Genomic DNA, 26,422 nt, shown 5'->3' with positions numbered 1-26,422 from the left:
CACCGGTGCCTACCACCGCATTGTTCACCGTACCCGAGGCCGCGGCATTCACCGTGGCGGTATAGGTCACCGTGTAGATGCCCGGCACCGTGCCCACCGGCAGCGTGCACACCAGCGGGTTGGTGCTGTTGCAGGTGTACGCGCCGGCATTGGTCACCGACCCGAAGGTCAGGCCCGTGCCCAGCGTGTCGGTCAGCACCAGATCACCGGTAGTTGCCGCGTTGGCCACGGTCGTGGTCAGCGTATAGGTGACGGTATCGCCCACGCGGACCTCGGTCTGGCCTGACGGCAGAGCTGCGCTCTTGGTGTATGTCACCAACGAAGGCAACGGCTCGCTTACCGGGGTCTCGGTGGTGCAGGCGCCTGCGCAGGTCGGGGCATCGTCGCCGGTACCGACCACCGCGTTGTCCACCGTGCCGGTGGCCTGGTCATTGACTGTGGCCGTGTAGGTCACCGTGTAGGTACCTGGCACGGTGCCCGCGGACAGGGTGCAGACCAACGGGTTGATGCCACTGCAGGAGAACACCCCTGCAGAGACGGTGCCCAGATCCAAGCCGGCGCCCAGGGTGTCGGTCAGGGTCAACGGCTCCGTCGTACGGGCATTTGCGACGGTAACAGAGACCGAATAGGCCAGCGTATCGCCTATGGAAACTTCGATCTGGCCCGAAGGCAGGACGACGGACTTGCTGTAGGTCACGACCGGGTTCTCGACCGGGGTGTCGATCGTCGTCGTGCACGCCGGATCGGTGCTGCCCACCGGGCAGACCGGACTGGTCACCACCGCCGTGTTGCGGATGTTGCCCGCATCGGCGTCGGCCTGGGTCACCGTGTACGTACCCACCAGCAGGCAGGTCGCACCCGGCGCCACGCTGGCGCAGGTGGTGCTGTTCGGGGTGATCAGCGCATCGCTCACCACCACGTTGGCCAGGGGCGTGTTGCCCGTGTTGGTCATCGTGACCGTGTAGGTCAGCACGTCGCCCACGCTCACCGTGCCGCTGGCATCACCATCGGCATTACCGGTCAGCGCCTTGACCAGCGTCTGCGACGGCACCTCCACCACCACCGTGGCATTGGCGCTGTCGCAGTTGGTCGGGTTCAGCACCTCGCAGATCTGGTACGGATACGTGTACGTACCCGCCGGCGTGCCCGGCGCCACCGTGATGGTGCCGTCCGGATTCATCGTCAGACCCGGGTTCGGGCTGGTCCCCGGCGTGAGCGTCACGTCAGACGGATCCACCGGCTGACTGTTCAGCGTGTCGTTGACCAGCACCGACGGCGTCGTGCCGCCCGTGCTGCCGCTGATCGATGGCGACGTGTCGTCCACCGCGTCGATCACCGATACGGGCGTGGTCACCGAACAGACGTTGCCAGCCTCACTGCAATCGATCAGACCGCCAGGCGGGAAAGCGACACTGTTGGCAACGTTGGTGACGCCTGCAGGCAACGGGTCGAGGATCTGCACCACAAAGTTCAGCACGACACTGCCGCCGCCCGGCACGTTAACGACACTGCCGATGGTCCAGTTGGCGCCGGATGCCTGGCTGAAAGTATTACCCGCGGCCACATACGTGGTGTTGGCCGGTACGGATTCAACCACGCCATTCGGATACATCGTGCCGACTGCGGTGCCGGCGTTGCTGATCGTGATGGCGTAGGTCAGCGTGTCGCCCGCCGCGACCGGGCCACCGGCGTAGTTCACGCCATTGACCTGAGCCAGCGTCTTGACCACGGACAGATCGGGATCCGTCTGCTGCGGGAAGGCGCACGAAGCCATATCGCGCGCTTGGCCCACCGCGCCGCTCGCCACCTGCGTCAGCGTGCCGGTGCTGGGATTGTAGGCATAGTAGGCGTTTACCTGGTCGTTTCGGCCCAGATACATCCGCCCGTTTTCGGCGAACGCCATGCCAGCCCAGCTCCAACTCACGGGCTGGCCATTGATCAGCGGACGCGCCTGACGCACGGCGATCGGATTGGCGCTGCTGAAATCGATCCTGTAGATATCCGCGCCAGCTACCAGCCAGCCGATGCCGTTGGCGTCGAACGAAATGTCGCCAGACGCATAATTGGTGGGCGCGATATCGTAAGTCAGGTTGCCATAAGGCGTGGCGGCGTAGCCAAAGCCGGTGGCATTGGCCTGGATCCGAACGACTCCCGGAGTGGGCGAGCTTTCAATCAGATAGCCCACACCGTTGGCATCAATGCCGCCGCGCGGGTAATTCGCGTTGACGCCCGTGGTGGTGGCCGTATACCAGCCGCCATTTGCAGCATCGTAGGCCCACAAGGTCCCGGGGGTATGCACCAACATGCGGTCCCGGGACTGGTCGATCATCAAGGCATTGAGATCGGTCGTAAGAGTCGCCGGAAGCGCCAGCTGGGTGACGACCGCGTCGCTGGCGGCACCGACTTCCAGACGACGAATGTTGCCACCAGCGCCGACGCTGTAGATCGCATTGGAAGTGGCGCTACCAGCCGGTGCCGGGCAGAAACTGTAGGACGCCAAGCTATTCGAGTACGAGCATGCGACATTGCCCGTGGCGGGCGTGGCGAAGACCGCCGTTACGGAGTTGTTGCCAGCATCGATAGTGACCGGCACAGGGGTGCCGTTGCAGCTTAGCGTGACCGCGTAATCGGCCACGCTGCCAACCGAGAAGACTTCCGTCAGCGTGATCGAGGTGCCGCCAGGAGCATTGGCGCTCGCGTTAGCGGTCGTGCTGGGCGCAGTGGAACTGCCGGCCGCTGCATTGACGACACCCGCGCCGCCAATGGTCAAAGCAACCGTGCTGCCAGTGACTCCCGCCGACCACTGCTTGCCCAAGGCGAGCCCGTACAGAACCGTGTCGGTATCCGAGGCGCTGTTGCAAGACGGACTTGTGACGTTGCATGTGGGATCGGACGTCCCCGCCGGAGGGGAGACAGTCGCCGTATTGCTGACGGTTTGCGCGCTCGCTGACGCTGCAGCGAACACAAACCAGCCCACAACCACGCCACGCGAAATACGGCGCAGCAGCGCCGTGATCTTAGAGTTAGGCAACACGCAGAACTATCCCCAATGATTGGGCGACCAGCCCCCCTTTACGCCAGCGACACGTCTTCCGATCGCCACGCAAAAAAGCCGAACGCCCGAACGCAAGGCCTCCCCATGGAAAGGCCATTGCCACTCGAAAATGCTAACCGCGCCGGATGAAGTTTTGTGACTTGCATCACGTTTTGTGATCGATAATCACCAGCGAAGTCGCCCCTCTTACTCCAGACGCGAGATTCCTTCCGGCCGATCGCTAGCGCTCGAACGAACCCCGTCGCGGCCGCCACCGCAAGCAGATTGTCCGCGCTCGGCTTGGACCATTACGCGGCACCATCTCCTCCGTTGACGACTTGTCTCCAATGGAGTCCTTCTGATCAGTAACGCGGAATCGGCCGTACCCCCCTACCCCCAGACGCGCGTAGTCGCGAATCTCCCGCACCATCGGCACGAGTACCCCTCGGAACGCTACGGCATAGCGAAGACGCCTTTCGACCCGCGTTGACAAGCTCGCGACTGTTGCGCACTACACGGCGCATGCTCGAGCTTCCACGGGCGCTTGCGCCACCACAGGCGACCGGCGACAAGGAGGGGCATGGAAACCAGCCGGGCCGGGCGACCGCAGGCTCTTTGCCGGAGCGTCCAAGGACTCCAGGGTGGATGCATGTCGTCTGATCCCGAGGCGGGCACACGGGAAGGGATAGGACCCGGATCATTCACACATCCGGACGCCGCCAGGCCGAAGCAGCGACCGGCCGACGGTTACCTGGCCATACACGAACAGTTCGTTGCCCAGAGCAGAGGATCCACCCTACTCAGGAAGCGCCATCTCGCCGCGGCCGGTAGCCAGCCACTCGAATGAGACGCCCGTTGCTAGCGCAATCTCAATGAGGTTGCTTACGCTAGGCTTGGGACGCTTGGTGATCTCCCAGTTCGCTACCGCGCCGCGCGTCACGCCGATCCGCTCTGCCAACTGATTTTGTGTCATTCCCGCATGCTGACGCGCGACGCGTACGCGTATCTCTAAGTCCATGGTTCCACTGCCTTCGCCTACTTCGCTACTAGCTAAACGCAGACCCGCTGCTTCCTCCCTACCTCCTTCAGCGACCGAGATGGATGAACGCCCATTGCATGGCCGACCATTTCAGAACAGACAGAAGGCGATGAGCTCTGTGGCCTGGTGAAGATCGAGCCCACGAGCCATTTATTACGGTCCTGGCCGCCCATATCCCGCCTATGGTCTGGTGCGGACACGGGCTGGGGCGAACAAGCATGCAGGAGCGCTCCGCTCGGCATCGAGGCCGCAAAGAAAGGGCCTGGCCTTCGTTATGCCATCCCCAGACCGGTGCACCGTCTCCCCCTCCCTGAAGGTGTACTTTGGAGTTACCAGCATCTTGCGGACAGGGTCTAGCATCCATGCAATCAGCGGGAGGCAATCACCATGTCTTCAAAGAAGCGTCCAAGCCTGACGCGGCGGGCTTATCAGTTCATTGAGTCGCATCGGAATGAGTTCAGCGTTCAGATGATGTGTCGGCTGCTCGGCGTTGCTCGTGCAGGCTACTACGCTTGGCTCGATCATCCGGTGTCCGACCGGGCCCACGAGGACGCGCGTCTGCTACGCCTCATCCGAGCGTCATTCACAGCCAGTCACGGGATCTATGGCGCCCCCAGGGTATTTCTGGATCTGCGCGAACGCGGCGAAACCTGCAGCAAGCACAGGGTTGTCCGACTCATGCGCGAGAACGGCCTCCAGGCACTACACGGCTATCGCATACGTCATATCCCAGTTGCCAAGCCGCATGCTTTGATCCCAAACCTGCTGCAACGCAAGTTCACGGTGTCGAAGCCCAACGAGGTATGGGTGACAGACATCACGATTTGTGATTGATACTCACAATTCTGCCCGAACACCTTTACCGTCTGCTGGAGGCAGACTACATCCCTTTCTCCTTGGAAACGCAGAACAGCCCCCACCTCCCTACCGTCCATCCAGCCAACACAGCAGAAGGAACGGATTTCCGGAGACGGGTGAATGCGGCGTGAGGGCTGCTATCCGGCAAGCCATCATCAACATCCGGATTCGCTTGAGAACGGCATTTGGACACGCTATGGCTGCCGTCTTCACCCATCATCGCTGGGTGATCGTCGCCCTCGCCAAGCTCGAAGCCGCAGCGGCTGCTAGCCCCTGCGGCTAGTGAAATCGCTGTGGAGGCTGGTTAAAATCAGTCACAAAGGCGACTTCCTTCTGCGGGCGGGGCAAATGAGTGCCACTTTAGACGCGAGGATCAGCCACCAGCTCTTCGAGCGATTTCTGGGCGAGCACCGCCCGATGCTGATCAGTTTTTTGCGCGGCCGCGGGATTTCGCTTGACGATGCCCAGGACATTGCGCAGGAAAGCCTCTACAAACTGACACGCTATCGCGATTTGCCGGTCGAAGCCCTGAAGCCGCTGCTGTACCGGATTGCACTCAACGCGCTCCACGATTCCCGGCGGCGGCAATCCGGTCTTTGTCAGACATCCCTGTCCGATATGGGTCTCCAGGCGCATGACATCCAGGACGAGATGCCGCGACCAGAACAATGGGCGGAAAGCCGGGAAGAACTTGCGCGTGTCCGAGCCGCCATCGACCTCCTTCCGGAACGCTGTAGGGAGATCTACCTACTCAACCGTATCGAAGGGATGAGTTACAGCCAGATCTCCAGGCATTGCGGCATCTCCGTCAAGGCGGTCGAGAAGCACATCGGGAGGGCACTTTCCTCACTAAGGAAGCTGCTCTCCAATCAAACACGCCCCCTGGGCGTACCCGGGCAGCTCCCATGAACACCGCGACACCTTCTCTCCAGAACTTTCCCGATTCGGCTGAAGGTTGGCTGGCGCGCTTGCTATCACCCGATTGCGACGCGTCTGACCACGCCGCCTTCGAGGACTGGCTGGCCGTGTCTTCCCAGAATGCGCTCGACTACGCCGAGGTTGAACGCATTCACCAGTTGGCCGGCGCACTAGGGGTAGATTCGGCCCTGCGTAGCGCGGAACGTCGCCCGACCGCCCGCATGCCGACGACGCGACGCAAGCGAACCTGGCATCGTCCTCTGGCCTGGGCCGCCGCCCTGGTGTTGGCCGTGGGCGGCGGGCTCTGGCTTCTTGCTGATTTCCGGAACGTCCCGCTCACCCCGTATGCGACCGAGATAGGGAAACAGCGCCATGTCGATCTGCCGGACGGGTCCGCGTTGGTTCTGGATACCAACACGCTGGTTCAGGTCGCTTACGAACCTTCGCAGCGCCGCATCATCCTATTAAGGGGTCGTGTGCAAGCCAGCGTCGCGCACGACGGTAATCGGCCGTTCGTGGTGACCTCGGGGATCGGTAGCATTCGTGCGTTGGGCACCGTTTTCCAAGTGGAGCGGCAGGATGGGAGTACTGTCGTTGCCCTGCTGGAAGGGCGTGTCATCGTGAATACGAAAGGCAATCACCCCCGTCACGCCATTGAGCTGCATCCATTGCAACAACTGGCCTATGACGCAGATGGCAAGCTCGGATCCCCCAAAAGCATTGAACGCAATGTCGCGGAGAGCTGGACGCAGGGGCGGCTGGTATTCAAAGAAGAACGCCTTGCGGATTTGATAGCCGAGTTCAATCGATACTCCCATAACCAACTGGTTCTATCCCAGAGCGAGTTGGGAGAGATCCGGATCAGCGGCGTATTCAATGCAGGCGACCAGTCGGCGCTGCTGGCCACCTTGCGCCAGGGTTGGGGTCTAGAGGCGAAATCCGTCGACGGAAATCAAATCGAGTTGTCCGCATCTAAACAATAGGTGCTGGGGAGCACTGTCGACTATGCCGATCAGGCCCTGCGGCAAGCGCCGCGTCACGACTGTGTATCGTGAGTCCCTCAAATTCAGCCTGGCGCGCCTGTTCGTTCTGACGTTCCTGGCTATTACAGTTCAAAGCGCCGTCGCAGGACCGGTCAATTCTGCCGCGTCATCCCGCTATGAGATCAGTGCAGGCACGCTGGACGAAGCCCTGCAGAGTTTTGCCAATCAATCGAATATCCAATTGCTTTACTCGCCCACGCTGGTGCGCGGCAAGTACAGCACCGGCTTGCGGGGTGATCACACCCTTGTCCTCGGGCTCGCCCGACTGCTCGCGGAGCACGGCCTGGCGGCGGTCGCGGTGAACGCTAACACCTACCTTCTGCGGAGCGCGAAGAATCAAGTTCGCGAGGCGAACCTTCCCGTCAGCCAGACGGAGGCGACTGTTGAGGCCAGCGTGACCGAACTCGCCACGGTCGATGTCACCGGTACGCGCATTCCGCAACCCTCTCTGGAATTGTCCGTCCCTGTGACCTTGATAACGGCGGACGAAATTGAGCGTAGTGGGCAGAAAACGCTCTACGATCTATTGAGCGAGCGCCCCGGCCTCGTGAGCCATCACCCCATCACCGTGGCCAGCGAAGGAAGATACTATCCAACGGTAGTTGCATCTGGCGCCAGTCTCTATTCTCTAGGGCCGAGGGCAACGCTTTATTTGCTGGACGGCAAGCGCATGTCCTCATTCGGACTCGCATCCAGCGATCTCGGCGGACTCGTCGATCTGAATAGCATTCCTTTGAGTTTCATCGATCGCATTGAGATTCTGCGCGGCGGTGCCTCTGCGATTTATGGGGCAGACGCAATGGCCGGCACCATCAATATCATCCTGAAGAAGGACTATGAGGGAGGCGAAATTTCATCACGCCTTGGCGTCTCCCAGCGGGCAGATGCCCAAGCCCGCCAAACCTCCGTGATCTTCGGAACGCGGACACGATCAGGTGGAAATCTGTTGCTCGCGGCGAACTTGCTTTCGCAAGACGAGCTCGAAGGCGGTCGCCGCAGATGGCATACCAACGATCGCTCCCGATTCGGATTGCCGGACGACCGCGTATTTATTGGGTTCGCGACCCCAATGGGCGTCCCCCTACTTCCACTTTCGCAATGCCAAGCGACAGGGAACGATCCAGACTCTCCTCATTGTCGCTTGGACTCCGCAAGATATCGAACCCTGCAGCCCGGAGTGCACAACAAGTCCTTGTATGTTCGGTGGGACCAGGAGCTGGGCAGTTCACTATCACTGTATTTTTCTGGCCTGCGCACTCAGAGCGAACAGACACTTCAGTACTCGCCTATTTTCGGCGTTTTCAGCATACAGCCGTCCCATCCGGACTACGCAACTTCTCCCATCCCAAACTCGGATATCTACTACGCCTTCTATGAATTTGGGATTCCTCGAAACCATACCACCAGTATCACCAATGATCTGTCGATTGGCCTAGAGGGCTTTGCTCACGGATGGAACTGGAGCGCCGCACTATCCCACAGCGAGAGCCGGGTTCGCAGCACTATCAACAATGTTTTCCTGCAAGATAAGGTCAACGAAAACCTCCATCGTGTCCGCATCGATGGGTCGGACAATACGGAGGTCATGAGCGCGATGCGCGGGTCTCTCCATCCCGCCGGATACTATTCAGTCGACACGCTTGAAGCCACATCGAATCGCCCGCTGTTCGACGCCTTTGGCACGACCGCACAGGTGGTGGTGGGAATGACACATCACTCCGCTCGACGGCGGAGCATTCCAGATCCACTGCAAGTCAACGGCGGTCTTGCTCTCGGTTCGCATGGCATTGAGCCGTACAATCTTCATGCTCGCGATTCCGCTGTCTTCACCGAACTTAACTTGCCACTGCACCGGACGCTACAGGCTGACTTTGCCGTTCGTCTCGACCATCATCGCGGGTTCCGGTCCAACACGTCTCCACGACTCGGCTTCAAGTGGACCCCGAGCCGGTCGTTTCTAGCGCGCGCCAGTCTCGGCAAGGGCTATCGAGCGCCCGGCCTGAACGACGTGCGTGTGCCGTTTGACGAATTTACCGACATCACGACCATGCGCGCCACGCCGCAGCTATTGCCCTGCATACGGGTTGGCCCGGATCGATGCCGGGTGGAGTATGGCGTGGGCGACAATCCCCATCTGCGCGCGGAGTTTTCACGCAGCGTGACCCTCGGCGTGGCGTGGGCCCCGACACATGCCTTCAGTGCCAGTCTGGATCGCTACCAAGTTTCGCGCACCGACGAGTTCGGCATCGCGGATGCTTTCCGCTACCCATCTCTTTTCCCAGAAGGTCTGATCCGCGATGCCAATGGCGTACTTTATCGCGCCAACCGCTACCTGGCCAATATCGGAAAGTCCGAAACACGAGGATGGGAGTTCGAATCGGACTATCTGCTGCGGCACGATGAATGGGGAGAGTTCAGCTTCCACTTGGCGGCACACTATCTCAGTCGATATACCGCTTCGAGCATCATCCAACCCAAAGCCGTCGATCATGCAGGCCATGACACACCCAAGCTGACCCTGTTAGGCAACGTGCAATGGCGATATGGCCACTGGACTACGGCGTTGACCATGCGCCATTTTGGCTCTTTGCACGCCTATCCCGCCGGAGAGACATGCCCCAAGGAGAATCGCGATTCTGATAAGTGCACGAATCCGGCCGCGACACTCTGGGGCCTCAATACCCACTACACAGGCCCGGGAGGTTGGTCATACTCACTTGGCGTCAGCAATCTGCTTGATAGACGTCCCGTGGATTATCGTTTCTACACCGGCGGCTACAACATCGCGGTCGACGACGTTTACGGGCGCTACTTCTCCTTGGCCGCGACATATCGGTTCTGATATCGCCGGCCACCAGCTTGACGCCACAATTCGCCCCAGTGGGCGTGCAGCCCAAGGCCTCGATGGCCGCGACCTGCGATTCTCCAGATCCGCCCACCCCGTAGCCGCTTACTATGGAGGCCCCACCGATATCCCGGCCTCCGTCTGCCGTACCGGCTTCAAGGTTCCGTCCGGGTTGTACTGCAGATACTCGACCGTGACCGCGCGCCGACCGATCGCGCCATTCTGGTCGCCGATGGCGAGTGCGGCGTTGTGCAGGAACAGATACCAGCGGCCTTTGAACTCGGCGATGCCCGGATGGATCGTGAAGCTGTACTTGCCGGAGCCCGTCAGTTCGCCACGGTACATCCACGGGCCAGCCAGCGATGCCGCGGTGGCATAGGACACCTTCTCGTCGCGGTGCGTGGCACGATCCAGCGAGGCGTACGTGAGGTAATAGAGGTCGCCACGTTTGTGCAGCCACGGGCCCTCTTCGAAATGGGGTGGCGTGATCTCGGTGATCGGGCCATCGAGCTCGATCATGTTCGGCTTGAGTCGTGCGATGTAGCACTGCCGGTTGCCCCATGCGATCCAGGTGGTGCCGTCGTCGTCGGTGAAGACCGTCGGATCGATGTCCTCCCAGCTGTGCGTGCCCTTGGGCGTCATCTGGTTGGTGATCAGCGCTTCGCCCTTCGCATCGACGAAGGGGCCCGTCGGGCTGTCGGCCACCGCTACGGCGATGGCCTTGCCTGGATGCGACTCGTCATGTTCGACGGCTGCGTAGAACCAGAAGCGGCCGTCCTTCTCGATGGCCTGCGACGCCCACGCATCCGCTTTGGCCCAGGCGAAATCGGCCACCTTCATGATCGGTCCGTGATCGACCCATGTCGCCATGTCCGTGGTCGAATAGACCAGCCACTCGCGCATGTTGAACATCTCGTCGCGCTGCGCCTGGTCGTGCCCGACGTACAGATAGAGACGGTCGCCGACCACGAGCGGCGCCGGATCGGCGGTGAACTTGTCGCGGATCAGCGGGTTCGACCGCGGCGTGGCGGCATGCGTCCCCTCCCCGGTCGCCCACGATGCCAACGGCAGCTGCAACAGGACCGCCAACATCGATACACATGCCAAGCAACGGAACATCATCGCGTCGTTTCCTCTTCTGCCCCGGGGTTCACGTCCCTGTCCGACCCGCGCCAACCAGCCGTGCATCGCCATCCAACTCGCGAACGCATCGAACCAGCCCGTGCTCGTCGTCGGCTTGCGATCTGCGCGTGAGCAGGCGTGGCCAGCATCCACGTCAATGACGCGAGCGCGACACGGCGGACGACATCGGTGCCAGCACCGCATGCAAACGGATTGATGCGAGAAAGCCACCGCAGGCGCGGCGTCATGCCGCCCTCCCCTCGCCCGCCTGCCAGGCGAGTTCGAATGCCAGGTGCAGGCGCTGGCCGGGCGACAACACGCGCGGTGCAAGCGTGAATGCATCGGGTGGGCCGGTCTGGGGTTCGACGCAGGTCGCATGCGCGGCACCGTCGTACACCACCCAGTGATCGGTGTCGGCCCGCAGCTGCACCACCTGGTCGGCCCGATGCAGGGCGATCTCGCCGCCCGCCACGAAACAGTCGTCCCACGGGCCTGGGCTGGGTGGTATGCGCGGCAGCGTGGCGATACCGTCGGCGTCGCGCGGATACATGGCGTCGGGTTCGAAGACGAGCCGATCGGGTTTGCGGAACCACGGGTGCCAACCGAGCACGGCGGGCATCGCCTGCTTCCCCGCCTGCACAGCGAGTTGCAGGAGCAGCCGATCGCCTTCCAGGCGCACCGATTGCGTCGCGGTGCCACCGAAGGGCCAGTAGTCGTCTTCCGGAAGCACGAGCGACAGCTCCGCCCGGTCCGCATCGAGGACATCCATCTGCCAGGGCCGCGAGAATCCGGTGCCATGGATCGCATGACCACCGAAGTTCACCGGCACGGCATGGGTCGTGCCGTCGAGATCGAAGTGTCCGCCGCGCAGACGTCCTGCCCAGGGCACCATCGGATAGCAGCCCCAGGCGATGGTCGCGGGCCAGCCGTCGTCCGGTCCCACCAGCCAGTCCATTCCATCGAAACGGATCTGCGCGAGGCGGCCGCCGGCGTCCGGCGCCAGCGCGACCTGCAGCCGACCGGCGCGCAACCAGCGCAACGGACCGGCCGGCATCGGTGCGAGCGCATCGTCGCAAGGCGACAGCCGATCAGCCGCCATAGGGATCGATGGTGCGGATGCGCCCATCCGCTTCGTGGTGCAGCATGGTGCACTTGGCGGAACGCAGGTGCGTCACGCCGCCCGACATCAACGCATCGTGGTAGAACAGGTACCACTGCCCACCGAAGGCACAGATGGAATGGTGGGTGGTCCAGCCGACGACCGGCTTCAGGATCACGCCGCCGTAAGTGAACGGGCCATACGGACTGTCGCTGACGGCATAGCACAGCAGGTGCGTGTTGCCGGTGGAGTACGACAGGTAGTACCGGCCTTCGTACTTGTGTACCCAGGGACCTTCGAAGAACCGGCGCGCGTGGTCGTCGGCGCGCAGCGGCTGCCCGTGCTCGTCCAGGATCACGATCTCACGCGCGGCTTCGGCGAGCGAGGTCATGCCCGCGTCCAACCGGCCGACGCGCGGTCCCAGTGCGGGCGCATCGCCCACTGGCTCCTCGTGCGCGACGTCGTAGCGGTTGTCGCGGTACTTCTGCAGCTGGCCGCCCCAGATGCCGCCGAAGTACAGGTAATGCGTTCCGTCATCGTCCTCGAAGACGGCAGGATCGATCGAGTATGCGCCCTCGATTGGCTTCGGCTCGGCAGTGAACGGGCCTTCCGGTCTCTCGGCAACCGCCACGCCGATACGGAATAGACCACCGCCGTCCTTGGCAGGAAAATAGAGGTAGTAGCGACCATCGCGGCATGCGGCATCCGGCGCCCACATCTGCTTGTCGGCCCACGGCACATCGCGCACGTGCAAGGCCATGCCACAGTCGATGGCTTCGCCGTCCGGCGCGTCCATCCGCAGCACGTGGTAGTCCTCCATGCCGAAGTGGCCTCCTTCGTCGTCGAAGGCACCACCGCCATCGATGTCGTGCGAGGGATAGATGTAGAGACGGCCCTCGAACACGTGCGCGGAGGGATCGGCCGTGTAGATATGGGTCACCAGCGGTTTGGAGATCGCGCGTTCCGCCAGCTGCTCGAGCTCGCCCTCGCGCACCATGGTGTCGTCGTGGATCGGGGTGTCGTTCATGGTCGGGAAGGTGTGGATCACGTGGCTGCGCCTGCTGCGCGGCGACGCTGGTCGAGGTCGTGTTCGATGCGTGTCTCCATCCGCTTGTCGATCTGGTAGATGAAGAGCAGCGCCACCGCGACCAGGAACGGAATCGAGCAATAGACGCTGACGGTCAGCCGGATGCCATCGACCACCGCGTCGGGCTGGCTGGCCATACCCGCCTGGTAGCCGTAGTGCGCCAGGATGCCGGCGACCAGCGCGCCACCGATGCTCAATCCGATCTTCAGGCCGCACAGCATGGCGGAGAAGATGATGGCGGTCGCGCGCCGGTTGTTCTTCCACTCCGAGTAATCGGCGACGTCGGCGATCATCGCCCACAGCAGCGGAATGGTGATGCCGTAGCAGAACCCGTGCAGCATGAAGGACACGAACACGGCAGGAATCGCCGTCGGCGGGTAGACGTAGAACGCCAGCAGGAACAACGTGGATACGAACAGTGCACCGCCGAACACATCGCGCTTGCCGAAGCGGTCGGCCAGCCGCCGCGACAGCCCGATGCCCAGGATCATGCAGATGATGCCGCTGGCGTTGAACAGGCTGAACGCCGAGGTGGCCGCATCCTTGGGCCACTGGAATTCCGTCAGGCCTGCACGGGTCAGCGTGGCGTTGAGCGCGCCGATGAAGCCGTTGAACCCGATGTCCTGCAGGAATGCCGCCAGTGCCGGACCGCTGAGGTAATACTGGAAGTAATAGACATACGTACCGCCCTTCAGCGCCAGGTTGATGAACACCAGGATGGTGAGCGCCAGCATGACCTGCCACGGCCGGTTGCGTACCAGGTCCGCCAGGTCCTGCATCACGCCGGAGGATTGCGCGGCGATGGGAACGACGCGCTCGCGCGTGGTGAAGAAGGTGATCAGGAAGAACACGGTGCCGACGACCGCGAACAGGGTCATCACGCTCTCGAACCCCTTCACCTTGTCGCCGTCGCCCAGGATCAGCACCAGCGGCAGCAGCAGTACCTGGATGACGAACTGCGCCACCATCACCGCCACGAAACGGTACGCCGACAGGCTGTTGCGCTGGGCCATGTTGCCGGTCAGCACGCCACTCAGCGCGGAATACGGCAGGTTGTTGGCCGCGTACACCAGTACCAGCAGGCTGTAGGTCGTCAGCGCATAGATGATCTTCCCGCGCTCGCCGAGATCCGGCGTGCTGAAGGCGAGCAGTGCCAGGATGCCGAACGGGACCGCCGTCCACAGGATCCACGGACGGAACTTGCCCCAGCGGGTGCGGGTGCGGTCGGCCGCGATGCCGATGATCGGCGTGAACACGAACGCCCCCAGCAGGCCCACCACGAAGATGATGGTGGCCGCGGTGGCCGGGGGCAGCTGGTAGACGTCGGTGTAGAAAAACGCCAGGTAGGTGATGAGCGTCTGGAAGATCAGGTTCGCCGCCAGATCACCCAGGCTGTACCCGAGTTTCTCCCGGACCGACAACGGTTGTTCAAGCGTGGACATGCGGTTCTTCCAGGAATGCGCGATGGCGTGCGCGTGCGGCTGCGCGGGCACGATGGGAAAGGAATGTCATCGGCCGGCCGCCTGCACGTCGAACTGGTCGCTGACGCGCAGGTCGACGCTGGACGCACCCGCCCGCACCTCGTAACGCCCCGGTGCCACGGCGTAGGCCTTGCTGGCTTCGTCGTAGCGCCGCAGTGCGGCATCGGCTGCAAGCACAAACGACACCGTGCGCCGCTCGCCCGGCTTCAGGTGGATGCGCTGGAAACCGCGCAGTTCCTGCTGCGCGCCGCCCGGCGTGTTCTGCAATGGACGCACGTACAGCTGCACGACCTCCTCGCCGGCACGGGTGCCGGTGTTGGCCACCTGTACCTGCACGGTCATGCTCCCATCAGGCGCCACGACACGCTTGTCCAGCTGCAGGTCGCTGTAGTCGAACCGCGTGTAGGACAGGCCATGGCCGAACGGGTACAGCGGCGTGCCGCGGAAGTACCGGTACGTCCGGCCCTCCATCGCATAATCGTCGAACGCGGGCATGGTTTCGTCCGCCTTGTAGAACGTCACCGGCAGGCGGCCTGCGGGGTTCGTGTCGCCGAACAGCGCGTCCGCCACGGCGGTTCCGCCACGCTGCCCGGGATACCAGCTCATCAGGATCGCGGGCAGGTTCGCCTGCGGCCAGTCCACGGCGAGCGCGGAGCCGCCGGTCAGCACCAGCACCACCGGCTTGCCGGTGGCATGCAGCGCTTCCAGCAATGCGCGTTGTGGCGACGGCAGGCGCATGTCGGTACGGTCGCCCCCGGCGAACCCGGGATAGTTGACCGTCATCTCTTCGCCTTCCACGTCGCCGGTCAGGCCACCGACGAACACCACCACGTCCGCCTTGCGTGCCACGTCCAGCGCTTCCTCGAACGGCGGCTTCGCACCCGGCATGCGCCAGGCCAGGCGCACGCCCGCATCGCGCTCGGCGTCGTAATACTCCAGGCGCAGGTCGTAGGCTCGGCCGGCCTCCAGTTCCAGTTCCACGCCGTCGCTGCGCAGGCGATCGCTGTTCGTCCAGTGGTCGAGCACGCGCTTGCCGTCCACGTACAGGCGGTAGCCATCGTCCGCGGCCGCCTCGATCCGGTAGCGGCCGGACACCGGCGGCAACAGCTGGCCACTCCAGCGGATGCTGAACCCATCGTTCGGAATGCCCTGCCCCGGCGCCGCCTCGCCGCGCGCCAGCAGGTTGTCGGTCGGCGAACCGCGATCCCACCGGAAGCCGATCTGCGCATCGGTGCGCACCAGTGCCGGCGTGCCGGAGAGATCCGGCGTGCGGAAGTATTCGCCGCGCAGGCCGCGCTCCGGGGAGCCGGCCGACGGCCGCAGGAAGGCGGCTTCGATCAGCGGGGTGGCCGCGGGATCGTCGCGGCCTTCCACCAGGTCCACGCCGCGCGCGTACGTCACCTCGATGCCTTTTGCCGCGTCACGGATGCCCTGCAGCACGGTCACGGGTGCGGCCGGCGTACCGTAGTAGTTGCCGAGCAGCGCCATGGTGTCGTCGGCGGTCGGGCCGATCACCGCGATGCGTTTCAGCGTGCGGGGCAGTGGCAGGGTGCCGTCGTTCTTCAGCAGCACCAGCGACGCCTGTGCCGCTTTCAGCGCCAGCGCATCATGCGCCGGGGCCTGGTTGGTCGAGTAAGGAATGCGCGCCCAGCGCACGCGTTCCGGCGGGTCGAACATGCCCAGTCGCATCCGCGCCGCGAACAGCCGCGTCACCGCATCGTCGATCTCGGCTTCGCTGATCAGTCCCTGGCGCACCGCGGCGGGCAGCGTGGCGTATTCCTCGCCGCACTCCAGTTCGGTGCCGTTCTTGACGGCCAGCGCCGCGGCTTCCTCGCGGGTGGCGACGATCTTGTGGTTCTTCCAGATGTCCACGATCGCCCAGCAGTCGGATACCACGTACCCCTTGAAGCCCCAGTCGCGACGCAGGATGTCGCGCAGCAGGAAACGGCTGGCGCTGGCCGATTCGCCGTAGACGCGGTTGTAGGCGCCCATCACCGCGTCCACGTCGCCTTCCTTCACCAGTGTCTCGAAGGCAGGCAGGTAGGTGTCGTACAGATCGCGCTGGCTCGGGCGCGCATCGAAGTGATGGCGGTCGGCCTCGGGACCACTGTGCACGGCGAAGTGCTTGGCGGTGGCATCCAGCTTGCGATAGGTCGGGTCGTCGCCCTGCAGGCCGCGTACGAACGCCACCCCCATGCGCGCGGTCAGGTACGGATCCTCGCCGTAGGTTTCCTGGCCGCGACCCCAGCGCGGGTCGCGGAAGATGTTGATGTTCGGCGACCAGAAGGTGAGTCCTTGATAGCGGCCATGCGAGCCGTCGCGCACGAACTGGTGATGCTTGGCGCGCGCCTCGTCGCTGATGGTGGTGGCGACTTCGCCCATCAGCGGCACGTCGAACGTCGCGGCCAGGCCGATGGCCTGCGGGAACACCGTCGCCTGGCCCGCGCGCGCCACGCCGTGCAGCGCTTCGTTCCACCAGTCGTAGGCAGGCACGCCCAGGCGCTCGATGGCAGGCGCGGCGTTCTGCATCTGCGCCGCTTTTTCTTCCAGCGTCATCTGCCCGACCAGCGCGGCCGCGCGTGCCTCGAAGCTCTTCGACGTATCGAGCCAGGGCTTTGCGTCCGCCGCCCATCCGGGCCGCGCCACCAGCGCGAAGACACACAGCGCCAGCGCACGCAGGCCGGGGCGGGCACGCCGGTAGGCAGGAAGGGGACGGCTCACGGTCTTCATCATTCGCTCCTCAAGGGACGTTCATCGCGTGCATATGGGCCCAGCAGCGTGCCGACGAAACCGCCGGCGCGATCGGTGCTCAACACGGTGCCATCGACATCGCGCGCCAGCGATTGCCAGCCCCGGCCATCGCCGGTGTCGAACGCGAAGCCGTAGGCACCTTCATCGCCTTCGATCTTCAGCCGCAGCGTGTTGCTGCCCTCGACCTCGCGCGTGGCGAGTGTGCGCGTGATGCCGCCACCGTCACGGCCTTCAAGGAAGATGGCCATGCGCCCATCGCCCGCGGGCCGCACGCCGAGGAAATACCAGTACGCCTCGCTCTGGAAGGCGGCCAGGCCGGCCGCGATACCGGGCGCGGGCCGCGTCATCGCCGTGCTGGCCTCGAAGCGCAGGTGCTGCTGGCGGCGGCCGAGGAACGCCGGATTGCGCAGCGTCTCCAGTCCTTCCGGCAGCGGATGCACGGCGAGCGCGCCGGGGCGCGCGGCCAGGTCGGCCCACGCCTGCTTGGGTACGCGCACGCGCAGCCACTCGGGCCGCAGCGTGGTGCCGTCGAATTCGTCGCGATGCACGAAGTTGCCGGTGAACCACGCCTGCGTGGCCTCCCCGCGCATCCATGCAGGCGCGGCTGCGATGTAGGGGATGGTCTGCCCCGCCGGCAGGATCACCGGCCAGCCATCGCGCCACTGCACCGGCAGCAGATAGGTCTCGCGCCCGGTGTTGTAGTGGCGCTGCTGGTAGTTGCGGCTGGCCAGGAACACCGCCCACCACGTCCCGTCCGGGCCTTCGACCAGATCGGCGTGGCCGGCATTGGTGATCGGCAGGCGCCTATCCGCCGGCAGGTCGCGCTGGGTCAGGATCGGATTGCCTTCATACGGCGCGTACGGTCCCCAGACATCGCGGCTGCGCAGCACCACCTGCGAATGCTGCGGTCCCGTGCCGCCTTCGGCATCGGACAGGTAGTACCAGCCGTCGCGCTTGTAGATGTGCGGCCCTTCGATCCAGATCGGATTCTTCTCGGGTTCCACGCCGCCATCGATCAGCACCTTGCGCGGGCCGATGGGCTGGAAGTGGGTGATGTCGATCTGCTGCATCCAGATGGCGCGGTGGCCGTCATAACGCGCCGGTCCGGGCGGCTCGTCGTTGTTGAGCAGGTAGACCTTGCCATCGGTGTCGAAGAACAGCGACGGGTCGATGCCCCCGATGGTCGGCAGCCAGTGCGGGTCCGACCACGGGCCCGCCGGATCACGGGCGGTGGCGATGAAGTTGCCACCGCTGTCCGTGGCCGTGGTCACCAGGTAGAACATGCCGTCGTGGAATTCGATGGCGGGCGCGAAGATGCCCCGCGACACGCTCAGGCCGTCGAAGTCCAGCTGCGAGGGCCGGTCGATGACGTTGCCGATCTGCTTCCAGTGCACCAGGTCCGTGCTCTCGAACACCGGGATGCCCGGGAAGAAGGTGAAGCTGGAATTGACCAGGTAGAACTTGCCGTTCGCGCTGACGATGCTGGGGTCGGCATGGAAACCGGCCAGGATGGGATTGCGGTAGTGGCCGGACGGCAACGGCGGTTCGAATGCCACGTCGCGACCGGTGTATTCGAACCAGTCGAAGTAGACCGGTGGCGACTCCTTCGACTGGGCGTTGCCGGTGGCCGTCAGCAACAGCAGCGCGGCGGCCATGACGGCTCGCGCGGCGTTGCGGGTTGCACCCCGCCCATCGGCGTGTCGGCGGTCGCCCTGGTGGCGACGCAGGGAGAACAGCTTCATCGGGGCACCTCGACGGCAGGGAGGGGAAGTTCGAAGGGACCCGCCGGCAACCCGGCGGTATCGCGAAGCGTGCATACCGGGCCATCCGCCCAGCAGTAGCGCACGTACATGGCATTGGCGGCGCGCGGGCCACGCAGCACGACGTATCGCCCATCGAGGGCCGCATCCGCGTAGTCGCAGCGCTTCGCTGCATCGCAAAGCTCGAAGCCGATGGGGCCGTTCGCGCCGGTCGTCAGCAGGGCGCCGGTGACATCGTCGAACGCCACCCTCACGCCGTCCGTCGTGCGCGCTGCGTTGCGTGCCGTCGGGCCGGTCGGTGGCAGCGCACGCTCGCCGTAGATGGTGTGGCGCGCCACGCGTGCGAGGCGGCGACCGAGTTCCTGCTTGTTCGGCGGATGGATGTCGTAGGCGTCACCGATGTCGATGGCGACCACCAGCCCGGAGTGCGGATCTTCCGCGACGACACGCCGCTGCGCCTCGCGCACCTGCGCCCAGCCGCTTTCCACCGGCGCCGACGGCGGCATGCCATAGCGGGCCAGCTGCACCACCAGCCACGGCACCTGTGCGCCGAAACGCTGACGCCAGTCCTCGCGCAGCACACGCAGCCGCGCGGCATAGGCAGCGCCTTCGCCGGTGTTGGATTCGCCCTGGTACCAGAGCATGCCGCGCAGGCCGGCATGCCCGAGCGGGGCGATCATCCCGTTGTACAACGTCGACAGGCCAGCCGCCGCCTGCCAGGGCGCACGCGGCGGCTCGTCGGCACCGGGCTCGGGCCGGTAGCGCCAGCGACTGTCCAGCACCACGCGCGAGCCATCGTCGAAGGCCAGCGCGTGCGCACTGGCCGGGCCGGCCAACCCGCCGTCGCGATAAGTGTCCATTACATTGACCACCACCGTGTTGATGCCCGCCTTCAACAGTCCGGACGGCAGCGGGTAGCGACGCGGCTCACCGGCGCCGTAGCGGCTGCCCACGGCGGTACCGTTCACCCAGGTCATGTCGGTCTCGTCCGCGGGCCCGAGTTCCAGCGTTGCGCCACGTGCCGCCTGCGCCGCAGTCAACACTACCTGCGTGCGATACCACACCATGCCGTTGTAGTCCTCGAGCGCGGGCACGCCCCAGCGCTCCCATGCGCCCAGCGTTGCGGGCGCCGTGCGCCAGCCGGTGTCGCGCACATCCGCACGCCAGGGGGCGTCGCCCGTGGCACCTTCGCGCGTGGTCCACCAGCGCTCCCAGTGACGTCCCCATCGCGCGAGCGCGGCAGGCGTGTCCGTGGCGTAAAGCGCAAGCACGTCAAGCGCTTCACCGCTTTCCCCACCGGCACGCAGTGCGGTGGCGCTGGTCCAGGCTTCGATCCGCGAGCCGCCCCAGGCCGCCTGGATCAGGCCCATCGGCACGTCGACCGTCTTCTGAAGTTCCCGCGCGAAGTAGAAACAGGCGGCGGAGAAATCCCGCACCGAATCCGGCGACGCCACCTGCCAGCGGGGATTGCCCTGGAAGCGGGACTGCGGCGTGACAGCACCTGCCTGCGGCACCGTGAACAGCCGGATCCGTGGATGCGCCGCGGATGCGATTTCCGAACTCGCATCCAGCGCCCGCCAGACCGGCAACTCCATGTTCGACTGCCCCGTGCAAAGCCAGACGTCGCCCACGTACACGTCGCGCACCGTCCGCACGCCTGCGCCGGCTTCCACCACCAGATCGTAGGGTCCGCCGGCGGCGCGTGCCGGCAGTGCCGCTTCCCATGTGCCATCGGCCGCAGCACGCGCACGCGCTTTCGTGCCGTCCAGCATCACGCTGACGTCTTCAGCCGGCCGGGCGTGGCCCCAGACGCGGATGGCCGCGTCGCGCTGCAGCACCATGTGGTCCTGGAACAGCGCATGCAGCAGTCCGCCTTCGGATTCCCCGGCATGGGCGACGGGTGCACCCATCACCAGCATGGCGACTGCCAGTACAAACCCGGTCATGCAGGGTGCCTTCATCGGCCGTCCCCCGGGGCATACGGGAACTGCAGCGCTTCGTAATACGCCAACGGGTGCGGCGGCGGCGCCTGGCCCTCCGGCAGCGGGCGGCGCGCGAATGTCTGGAAGTACGCGATGCTGGCGTCACGCCACCACTGCGCTTCCTTTTCCTGGATGCCCAGGAAGGCCGCCACCTGCGCGTGCCGCGGCGCATCGACATGCGACGCCACTCGGTCCCACGTGGACCGCATGCCGCGCACGTAGTCCACGCCGCGGGCGTAGCGCATCACCAGTTCGTCCCACAACGGCCGGCCCGACGCCATCGGATGATCCCAGGGCACGTGGTGGAACCACAGGAGGAATTCCTCCGGCACGCGTGCGACATCGCCGAACTGGCGCGCCACCGGCGGGAAATACTGCGCCACCGCGTTGCTCCCCGTTGCGGAACGGTCGAAGCCGATGCCGTCCTGGTCGGCCCGGTGGTAGTACACCGATGTCCAGTCGGCGCGCGGACCGCCCTGCACCCACGGCCCCGGACCGTAGTGATGACCGCGCCCCATCAGGTGGTGCAGGCCCAGCGGCGTCATGTAGTCCACGGCGGCCTGGCGCGACCCCATCATCATCTCCACGACGGGTGCCACCAGGCGATCGTCGTCGGCGAAGGTCATGCGTACCCACTCGTCGGCGATGCCCCGCGCGGTCAGAGACGGATTCCAGGCAAGCCGGCCGTACACGTACCAGTTGGCCTGGTCGAAGTGCGACCCGCTCCAGTTGCGGTCCGCGCCGATGTTCGCCACGCCGGCCATGCCGGTGAGCGCGTGTCCCTCGAGCGTGCCGTCGATGACCTTCCTGACCGTGGAACCCGCGCCGCGCGCATGCGTATCCGCGGCGAGTACTTCTTCGTACATCGGCCCCAGGTAGACCAGATGGGTGGCGAAGCCCAGGTATTCCTTGGTGATCTGCAGTTCCAGCATCAGCGGCGTACGCGGCATGGCGCCGAGCAGCGGATGGAACGGCTCGCGCGGCTGGAAATCGACGGGGCCGTTCTTCACCTGGACCAGGACGTTGTCGCGGAACTTGCCGTCGTAGGGCACGAATTCCGTATACGCCTGCTTGGCGCGATCATCGGGTTCCTCATGCGAGTAGACGAACGCACGCCACATCACCGTGCCACCGTGCGGTGCCAGCGCCTCCGCCAGCATGTTCGCCCCATCGACGTGGGTTCTTCCGTAGTCCTGCGGACCCGGCTGGCCTTCGGAATTCGCCTTCACCAGCAAGCCGCCGAAATCCGGAATCGCGCGGTAGATCTCGTCGGCCTTGTCCTTCCACCAACGCCGCACGGCCGGGTCCAGCGGGTCGGCCGTCTGCAGTCCCCCGATCTCCATCGGCGCGCTGAAGCGGGCGCTCAGGTAGACGCGGATGCCGTACGGACGCAACACGGATGCCAGCGCCCGGGTCTTGTCCAGGTACATGGGCGTCAGGCTCAGTGCATGCGAGTTGACGTTGTTGAGCACCGTGCCGTTGATGCCGAGTGATGCGTTGGCACGGGCATAGTCGGTGTAACGCGGATCCAGGTAGTCCGGCAACGTATGCCAGTCCCAGATCGAAGCACCGGCGTAGCCGCGCTCCACGTACCCGTCGAGATTGTCCCAATGGTTCAGTACGCGCAGTTTCACCCGCGGCGATTCGCGCACGTCCAGCGCATCGATCGCCTGCCCCGTCTGCAGCAAGCGAAGGAAATGGAAGCTTCCGTAGAGCACGCCGACATCCGTGTTGGCCGTGATCACCGTGGCCGCATGCCCCGCCACGCGCACGCTGCGGATCAGGTAGCCCTCATTTCCCAGCGGGCGGGTGTCGAGCCGCAGGCCGGCCACGACCGGAGAAGAAGCGGCCGTGCCCGCCACCACCGCCCCCTCGCGCGTGATCGCCGCCACGGCCTCCGGTGCACGCCCGGTCAGGCCTGCCAGGCCACGCAGCAGCTCCGCATGCGCGGCGGCCAGCGTGGCGGACGGCACCGGCATCACCAGCTGCGTGGTGCGTGACCGGTAGTGCTCCGCCGCTGCGGGTGCGGCGGGGGCGTAGCGCAACCAGAGGTCGTAACCGTCCTCCGCCCGTGCGCCGGCTGCCTGTACGCACATCAGAACGCCCAGCACCAGCATGTGGAAGCTGTGCAGGAAGCTGCGCCCCTCGTCGCCCCGCCGGGTTGGCGATACCATGAGGCGCGACAGGAAAGCGGGCCAGAGCGCGGATTTCATGACCGTCCCCGCGTGGGCCGCTGCCGGGCGAAGCGGCCATGGGTCGACCGCCTTCCGTCCCCTGAAAGGAAAGCGTTTTGGAAAAGCCGACAAGAGCCGTGCGACGCAAGAGCCGCGGCATCACCATCGACGAAGTGGCCGCACTCGCGGGCGTTTCCCCGATGACCGTGTCGCGCGTGATCAACGGCAAGTCCAAGGTCAAGGATGCGACGCGCGAACGGGTCATGCGCGCCGTCCGCAAGCTCGACTACACGCCCAACCTGGCGGCCAGCTCGCTGGCGGCCGCCCAGCACACCCGCATCGCACTGATCTATACCAATCCCACCGGCGCATACCTGCGCGAGCTGCTGCTTGGCCTGTTGCGTGTGGCTTCGCGCACGACCATCCAGCTGGTGAGCGAATACTGGGACGACCTGGATGCCGAATCCGAGCGCAAGGCGGCGCGCGAACTGGCCAAACGCGTCGATGGCGTCATCCTGCCGCCGCCCCTGTGCGAATCCCGCGCGGCGGTGAGCGAGCTGGTACGCGCCGGCGTCCCGGTGGTCGCCATCGCGTCGGGACGATTCAGCGATGAGATCTCCTGCGTGCGCATCGACGACTTCCGCGCAGGCAAGGAGATGGCCGAGCACCTCATCGAGCACGGCCATACCCACATCGGATTCATCAAGGGACGGTCCGATCTCAGCGCCAGTGCGCGCCGCTTCGAAGGCTTCCAGGCCGCCCTGCATGAAGCGGGACTGGCGCTGGAACCCGGTCTGGTGCAGCCCGGCGACTATACGTATCGCGCGGGGCTGAAGGCCGCGGAAAAGCTGCTTTCGCTGCGCCGCATGCCCAGCGCCATCATCGCCAGCAACGATGACATGGCGGCCGCGGTCATCTCGGTGGCGCACCGGCGCGGACTGGATGTGCCGCGTGATCTTTCGGTGGTGGGATTCGATGACACCTCGGCCGCCACGACGGTATGGCCGGAACTCACCACGATCCACCAGCCGATCGCGTCGATGGCCAACGATGCCATCGACGTCCTGCTGCGCAGCATCCGCCGCCAGGAAGGCACGACCCGCGTGCTCGCCGACCACGTGGCGGCACACCGCCTGGTCGTGCGCGATTCGGTCTCGGTTCCGCCCAAGGTCAGACGCCGCTGAAACGCCACGGGCCCGCCGTGCGCATGGCGCGATCGGACGTCTGGTGTGGCTCGCCGGGAAAGGCATGATTCCTTCCTAGCCTTCCATCTGCTCGAGTTCCCTGCCCTTCGTCTCGTGGACGAACCTGAGCACGAAGAAGACGGAAATGATGGCAGCCAGCGTGTAGAGGCCATAGGTAGCCGCCAGCCCGATGCCGGCCAGAAGCATCGGGAAGGTCATCGTGACCAGGAAGTTCGCACTCCACTGGAACAGGCCTGCGACAGCCAGTCCCGAACCGCGGATCTGGTTGGGGAACATCTCGCCCAGCATCACCCACATCACCGGGCCCCAGGAGATGTTGAAGAACACTACGTAGAGGTTCGCGGCGACCAGCGCCAGCACGCCCATGCTGCCTGACAACTGCAGCGTGCCCGCTGCGTCCAGCGAACCACTGGCGAACGCCACCACCACGGCGGCCAGTGACATCGCCATGCCAACCGAGCCCATCCAGAGCAGCGGTTTGCGACCGATCCGGTCGATCAACAGCACGGTGACGATGCACGCACCGATGCTCAACGCACCGGACAGCACGTTGATCAGCAGCGCGTCATTCTCCGAGAAGCCGACGGCCTGCCACAGCACCGCGCCGTAGTAGAACACCACGTTGATACCGACCAGCTGCTGGAACGTGGCCAGGCCAATACCCACCCACACGATGGGACGCACCTTGCCCGTCGCCTTGCTGATGAGATCGGACAGGCGTGGACGATGGTGGTCCGACGCCAGGCTGCCCTGTATCTCCACCAGCTTCCGCTGTCCTTCGTCGCTGCCATAAAGCTTCTGCAATACCGCCAGGGCTTCCTCGTGTCTGCCCTTCACCACCAGATAGCGGGGGCTCTCCGGGATGAACAGAAGCGCCACCAGGAACAACCCCGCCGGGAGGATCTCGACCCAGAACATCCAGCGCCAGGCTTCATACCCCAGCCAGTACGGGCTCACCGATCCGCCCGCCACCTTGGCGAGCAGATAGTTGCTAAGGAAGGCGGCGAAGAGGCCGCCGATGATCGCGATCTGCTGCACCGTGGCCAATCGACCGCGATAGCGCGCCGAGGAGACTTCGCTGATGTACGCCGGCGACATCACGCTGGCGGCGCCCACGGCGAACCCACCCAGCACGCGATAGATCACGAACTCCAGGGACCCGGTGGCAATGCCCGACCCCCATGCGGAGACGATGAAGAAGATGGCGGCCACGATCAGCACGTTGCGCCGGCCGTACATGTCCGCGAGGCGGCCGGCGAAAAAGGCGCCGACCGCGCAGCCCAGCAACATCGAGGCGACGTTGAATCCCGTGCCTACCGAGTCGGAGTCGAAAGCCGCCTGCAACCCGTCCACGGTGCCGTTGATCACACCACTGTCGAAGCCGAACAGGAAGCCACCGATGGTGGCCACGCAGCTGATCAGGATGATGAAACGGGTGTTTTCACCACTGGCGATGTTGCCACCCTCAAGCGTGGTGCTGTTCATTCGTTGCGCCCCTCCAGGCTTCGAATCGATCTGCTGCCCATGCCTCCGCCCGAACCCCGCGGGCGGAAGCCGTCATCACGCGCTCAGCGCAGCAGGTACTGGTTGAGCAGGTTCTCGTAACGCTCCTGCTTGCCGCTGATCTGCTTCGGTTCGCCCTGCCCGGCCGCCAGCGCGGCCAGATCGGCCAGGCCCAGCGTGCCGTTCTCGAAGTCCTTGCCCTTGCCGCTGTCGAAGCTGGCATAGCGTTCCTTGCGCCACTGCTCCCACGGCGAGTCGGTCAGCAGCGCGTGGGCGACTTCAAGGCCACGCGCGAACGCGTCCATGCCGCCGATGTGGGCGATGAACAGGTCTTCCAGGTCGGTCGACTCGCGGCGCACCTTGGCATCGAAATTCAGGCCACCCTCCAGCCCGCCCTGGCGCAGCACGACAAGCATGGCGCCCACGGTGTCGTACAGGTCGGTCGGGAACTGGTCGGTATCCCAGCCGTTCTGCGCATTGCCGCGGTTGGCATCGATGCTGCCCAGCAGGCCGTGGTCGCT

At 64.8% G+C, this 26,422-nt stretch carries 16 protein-coding genes and 1 pseudogene; 5 read left to right on the top strand and 12 right to left on the bottom strand.

Going from position 1 to position 26,422, the window contains the following annotated elements:
* Positions 1-2,815: isopeptide-forming domain-containing fimbrial protein (locus WBN46_RS18965; RefSeq protein WP_337732940.1), on the bottom strand; the 2,815-nt coding region annotated here is incomplete at its 3' end.
* 1,015 nt (positions 2,816-3,830) lie between these two features.
* On the bottom strand, positions 3,831-4,052 hold the full coding sequence (locus WBN46_RS18960; protein ID WP_337732939.1) for a helix-turn-helix transcriptional regulator: 222 nt from the start codon (positions 4,050-4,052) through the stop codon (positions 3,831-3,833).
* A 408-nt stretch (positions 4,053-4,460) separates the two neighbouring features.
* On the opposite strand from WBN46_RS18960, the gene WBN46_RS18955 reads away from it, so the two are divergent.
* From WBN46_RS18955 to WBN46_RS18940, 4 genes are all read left to right on the top strand, one after another.
* Complete coding sequence (locus WBN46_RS18955) at positions 4,461-4,907, top strand: IS3 family transposase (protein WP_337732938.1); 447 nt, start codon at positions 4,461-4,463, stop codon at positions 4,905-4,907.
* A gap of 372 nt (positions 4,908-5,279) precedes the next feature.
* Positions 5,280-5,840, top strand: coding sequence for an RNA polymerase sigma factor (locus WBN46_RS18950; RefSeq protein ID WP_337732937.1), 561 nt, complete (start codon positions 5,280-5,282; stop codon positions 5,838-5,840).
* Positions 5,837-6,832, top strand: coding sequence for a FecR family protein (locus WBN46_RS18945; protein ID WP_337732936.1), 996 nt, complete (start codon positions 5,837-5,839; stop codon positions 6,830-6,832). Before WBN46_RS18950 ends, WBN46_RS18945 begins: the two co-directional genes overlap by 4 nt.
* 22 nt (positions 6,833-6,854) lie before the next feature.
* Positions 6,855-9,734 (top strand): TonB-dependent receptor, encoded by a 2,880-nt coding sequence (locus tag WBN46_RS18940; protein WP_337732935.1) that lies wholly within the window; start codon positions 6,855-6,857, stop codon positions 9,732-9,734.
* Positions 9,735-9,845: 111 nt separating this feature from the next.
* Here WBN46_RS18940 and WBN46_RS18935 read toward each other — a convergent pair whose 3' ends face one another.
* The 8 genes from WBN46_RS18935 to WBN46_RS18900 form a co-directional block, all read right to left on the bottom strand.
* Positions 9,846-10,859: a glycoside hydrolase family 43 protein gene (locus tag WBN46_RS18935; protein ID WP_337732934.1), complete on the bottom strand. Its 1,014-nt coding sequence runs from the start codon at positions 10,857-10,859 to the stop codon at positions 9,846-9,848.
* Positions 10,860-11,103: 244 nt separating this feature from the next.
* Positions 11,104-11,958, bottom strand: coding sequence for an aldose epimerase (locus WBN46_RS18930; RefSeq protein WP_337732933.1), 855 nt, complete (start codon positions 11,956-11,958; stop codon positions 11,104-11,106).
* Entirely contained in the window at positions 11,948-12,955 is a 1,008-nt protein-coding gene (locus WBN46_RS18925) for a glycoside hydrolase family 43 protein (protein ID WP_337732945.1), read from the bottom strand. Before WBN46_RS18925 ends, WBN46_RS18930 begins: the two co-directional genes overlap by 11 nt.
* A 47-nt stretch (positions 12,956-13,002) precedes the next feature.
* The gene (locus WBN46_RS18920) at positions 13,003-14,487 is read right to left on the bottom strand and encodes an MFS transporter (protein WP_337732932.1); all 1,485 of its coding nucleotides are present in this window, start codon (positions 14,485-14,487) and stop codon (positions 13,003-13,005) included.
* Between the two features lie 66 nt (positions 14,488-14,553).
* The gene (locus WBN46_RS18915; RefSeq protein ID WP_337732944.1) at positions 14,554-17,175 is read right to left on the bottom strand and encodes a glycoside hydrolase family 3 C-terminal domain-containing protein; all 2,622 of its coding nucleotides are present in this window, start codon (positions 17,173-17,175) and stop codon (positions 14,554-14,556) included.
* Between the two features lie 80 nt (positions 17,176-17,255).
* On the bottom strand, positions 17,256-18,932 hold the full coding sequence (locus tag WBN46_RS18910) for a glycoside hydrolase family 43 protein (RefSeq protein ID WP_337732943.1): 1,677 nt from the start codon (positions 18,930-18,932) through the stop codon (positions 17,256-17,258).
* 83 nt (positions 18,933-19,015) lie between these two features.
* Entirely contained in the window at positions 19,016-20,956 is a 1,941-nt protein-coding gene (locus WBN46_RS18905) for a sialate O-acetylesterase (protein WP_337732942.1), read from the bottom strand.
* 38 nt (positions 20,957-20,994) lie between these two features.
* Positions 20,995-23,136 carry an alpha-glucuronidase family glycosyl hydrolase gene (locus WBN46_RS18900; RefSeq protein WP_337732941.1) on the bottom strand — a complete coding sequence of 714 codons (2,142 nt, stop codon included), beginning with the start codon at positions 23,134-23,136 and terminating at the stop codon, positions 20,995-20,997.
* A 173-nt stretch (positions 23,137-23,309) separates the two neighbouring features.
* Between WBN46_RS18900 and WBN46_RS18895 the strand changes: the two genes are divergently transcribed.
* Complete coding sequence (locus tag WBN46_RS18895; RefSeq protein ID WP_337732931.1) at positions 23,310-24,377, top strand: LacI family DNA-binding transcriptional regulator; 1,068 nt, start codon at positions 23,310-23,312, stop codon at positions 24,375-24,377.
* A gap of 75 nt (positions 24,378-24,452) precedes the next feature.
* Here WBN46_RS18895 and WBN46_RS18890 read toward each other — a convergent pair whose 3' ends face one another.
* A complete protein-coding gene (locus WBN46_RS18890) occupies positions 24,453-25,883 on the bottom strand; it encodes a sugar porter family MFS transporter (protein ID WP_337732930.1) in 1,431 nt (476 codons plus the stop codon).
* 83 nt (positions 25,884-25,966) lie between these two features.
* A pseudogene (locus tag WBN46_RS18885) lies at positions 25,967-26,422 on the bottom strand (xylose isomerase); the annotation flags it as partial.

Origin of the sequence: Pseudoxanthomonas sp. CCNWLW251 (assembly GCF_037402255.1) — a bacterium.
Lineage (GTDB): Bacteria > Pseudomonadota > Gammaproteobacteria > Xanthomonadales > Xanthomonadaceae > Pseudoxanthomonas_A.
This window is presented reverse-complemented; position numbering and strand designations above follow the sequence as displayed.